The organism is Vibrio sp. V08_P9A1T1 (assembly GCF_963874405.1).
GTDB classification, from domain to species: domain Bacteria; phylum Pseudomonadota; class Gammaproteobacteria; order Enterobacterales; family Vibrionaceae; genus Vibrio; species Vibrio anguillarum.
Genome location: NZ_CAWNIB010000191.1, coordinates 1 through 3,105, shown reverse-complemented (window position 1 = coordinate 3,105; position 3,105 = coordinate 1). Strand labels below are relative to the sequence as shown.

The window sequence follows — 3,105 nt, the reverse complement described above, 5'->3', positions numbered from 1 at the left end:
CAACAAGAGGCGTCCCAAAAATGTTAGATAAAAAAGATGCAATGAGCGCTATTGCTAGTTACCGCATGGAAAGCACATTACGTGGTGTAGATTTAAACCTGCTGACGGTTTTTGATGCAGTAATGCAAGAGCAAAATATTACCCGTGCTGCTCATAATTTGGGTATGTCTCAGCCAGCAGTCAGCAATGCTGTAGCGCGTTTGAAGGTAATGTTTAATGATGAACTGTTTATGCGACAAGGGCGAGGTATTCAACCTACTCAACGTGCACGTCAATTGTTCGGTCCGATGCGTCAAGCACTGCAATTAATCCGTAATGAACTGCCAAGTTCGGTGTTTTCTCCTGAAACATCAACCCGCTTATTTAAATTAGCGATTTGCAGTCCTTGTGATATGCGTTTCGCGCCGAAAATTATGTCATCAGTTCATGAACAAGCGCCTTTGGTCCAACTTCATCTTGATGCGGAATTTAACCGTTTGTTAGCCGAGCGTATGCGTTACCAAGAGATCGATTTTGTGATTGATTACGCGCGTTTTGATGAACAAGGGTTCTCCAGTACGGAAATTTTCCAAGATGAATTAGTGGTGGTGGCATCTAAGTCTCATCCTCGCATCAATGGCTCTGTTAACGTTGAGAGCCTAACAGCTGAAAAGCATGCGAAGTTATCTCGCATCCATGGGCAACGTAGCTTTTCTGAGCAAGCATATCGCGAATTAGACTGTGTTCCTTATTATGAAGGGACCAGTTTGAGCAATGTGCTTTATGTGGTCGGACAATCTGAGTTGGTGACGATTGCACCTCGTTGGATGGTTGAGAATGCGGCTAACCGAGATCAGTTACAAATCCTCGATTTCCCATTTGCAAATGGTCAAATCAGTGGTTATCTCAGTTGGCATGAGTCTAGTGAAAAAGACAAAGGCCATATTTGGCTGCGTGATCAGTTAATGATGATTTGCGGTGAAGTTGTTGCATTAAACTAACGTTTACCCGGTAGTTTGTACGGTGATCTAAACTTAGTGATACGCCTCTTTGAGCCTTGAATTGGTTATATCCATTCAGGGCTTTTTTGTCTGTAGAATTAATTGATAACTTTGACATCCGTCAGTTGCCTTTTTTGCTTCTAAATGTACACTTGTGCGCTCAAAAAGCTTACATGTGTAAGCTACAGGTAAAAAAGATGCCCAATTTAAATTTCCATATCGTAAAAAGAATTCGTGAACAGATTGTCAAAGGTGGCGAGTGCATTGCTCTAAAACACAAAATAGAGAAAGAGTGGCATGGGATAAGCTGGAAGCAATTTGGTCAACGTATCGATGCGATGTCACTTGCACTTTTAACGCAAGGTATAAAAATCCAAGATAAAGTCGGGATTTTTTCGAATAACATGCCGCAGTGGACAATAGCTGACTTGGCTACTTTGCAGTTAAGAGCCGTTACGGTACCTATTTATCCAACTAATACGCCAGCGCAGGCCAGTTACATTATTCAAGATGCTGATGTCAAAGTGCTCTTGGTCGGTGAACAGGCACAATACGATGCGGCACTGGATTTTTTTGATGAGTGCGAACAGCTTGAATTAATTGTCGCCATGAGTGATGGCATTGATCTAAAAAGTTTTCAACATGGCATCCATTGGCAGACTTTTATTGAACAAAATACAGATGGCCAGCAAGCGGAATTAGAGTCTCGCCTTGAACAGGCGAATATGGATGATCTGCTGACGCTCATCTATACCTCTGGCACCACAGGTCAACCTAAAGGCGTGATGCTTGATTACCGTAATATTGGCGCTCAGCTTGAAGGGCATGATGAGCGGTTAAACATCTCTAAGGATGATGTGTCACTCTGTTTTTTACCATTGTCACACGTGTTTGAACGGGCGTGGACTTTTTACATTCTTTACAGCGGTGCAACTAACTGTTATTTGCAGGATACGATGCAAGTACGTGATGCATTGAGTGAGCTAAAGCCAACGGTAATGTGTGCCGTTCCTCGCTTCTACGAGAAAATTTTCTCCGCTATTCACGAAAAAGTCTCGAAAGCGCCGTTGCATCGAAAAGTGCTATTTACTTGGGCGGTCAATATGGGGGCTAAGATGGCTCTTTGTCACCAAGAAAAGCGCCAACCATCCTTCATGCTGAAAAAGAGTTACGCGTTAGCGGATAAAATCGTGTTGTCTAAATTGCGTGCATTGCTTGGTGGGCGGATTAATTTCATGCCTTGCGGTGGCGCGAAATTAGATGAAACCATCGGCCGATTTTTCCATGCCATTGGCATTAACGTGAAGTTGGGTTATGGCATGACGGAAACCACAGCAACGGTTTCTTGTTGGGATGACCGGTGTTTTAATCCTGATTCAATAGGCATGTCGATGCCAGGAGCTCAGGTCAAAATCGGTGACAACAATGAAATTCTTGTTCGCGGACCAATGGTTATGCGCGGCTACTATAAAATGGCAGAAGAAACGGCGTTAGCATTCGATGAACAAGGTTTTCTCAAAACAGGAGATGCTGGACACATTGATGAGCAAGGTAATGTCTTCATTACTGATCGTATCAAAGAGCTGATGAAAACCTCCGGTGGTAAATACATTGCGCCACAAGTTATTGAGGGAGCGATTGGTAAAGATCACTTTATTGAACAGATTGCGGTGATTGCTGACACACGTAAATTTGTATCGGCTTTAATTGTACCTTGTTATGACAGCTTGGAGGTTTACGCCAAAGAGCTCAACATCAAATATCATGACAGATTAGATCTTATCAAGAACAACCAAGTGGTTGAGATGCTGGAAAAACGAGTCAATGATTTGCAAAAAGAGCTAGCCAAATTTGAGCAGGTGAAAAAGTTTAAATTATTACCTAAGGCTTTTTCAATGGACAAAGGTGAGCTGACGCCGACTCAGAAACTGCGTAGAAAAGTCATTAGTGATCGTTACCAAGATGAAATCGAGGAAATGTACAAAGAAAAGACTAAAGGTGAGTAAGATTATCTTAAGATAGTTTTTTCATTGTTTAAAAATCCTCCACTTGCTTTTCAGATAAAGCGTGGGGGATTTTTTATATTACGACGGAAGTTAAACCTCGCTTCCTCATAACGCTACAT

2 protein-coding genes are annotated in these 3,105 nt (G+C 42.3%); both read left to right on the top strand.

The genetic code is table 11. The features are described from left to right. The first annotated feature begins 20 nt into the window (after nt 1-20). A complete protein-coding gene (gene leuO / locus AACT21_RS08265; protein ID WP_081245352.1) occupies nt 21-980 on the top strand; it encodes a transcriptional regulator LeuO in 960 nt (319 codons plus the stop codon). Nucleotides 981-1,177: 197 nt separating this feature from the next. Further along, on the top strand, nt 1,178-2,986 hold the full coding sequence (locus AACT21_RS08260) for an AMP-dependent synthetase/ligase (RefSeq protein WP_026028312.1): 1,809 nt from the start codon (nt 1,178-1,180) through the stop codon (nt 2,984-2,986). Nucleotides 2,987-3,105: the final 119 nt, after the last annotated feature.

Coding starts and splice junctions, on each gene's coding strand:
- AACT21_RS08260 (WP_026028312.1), top strand. CDS start 1,178: ATGCCCAATTTAAATTTCCATATCGTAAAAAGAATTCGTGAACAGATT.
- leuO (WP_081245352.1), top strand. CDS start 21: ATGTTAGATAAAAAAGATGCAATGAGCGCTATTGCTAGTTACCGCATG.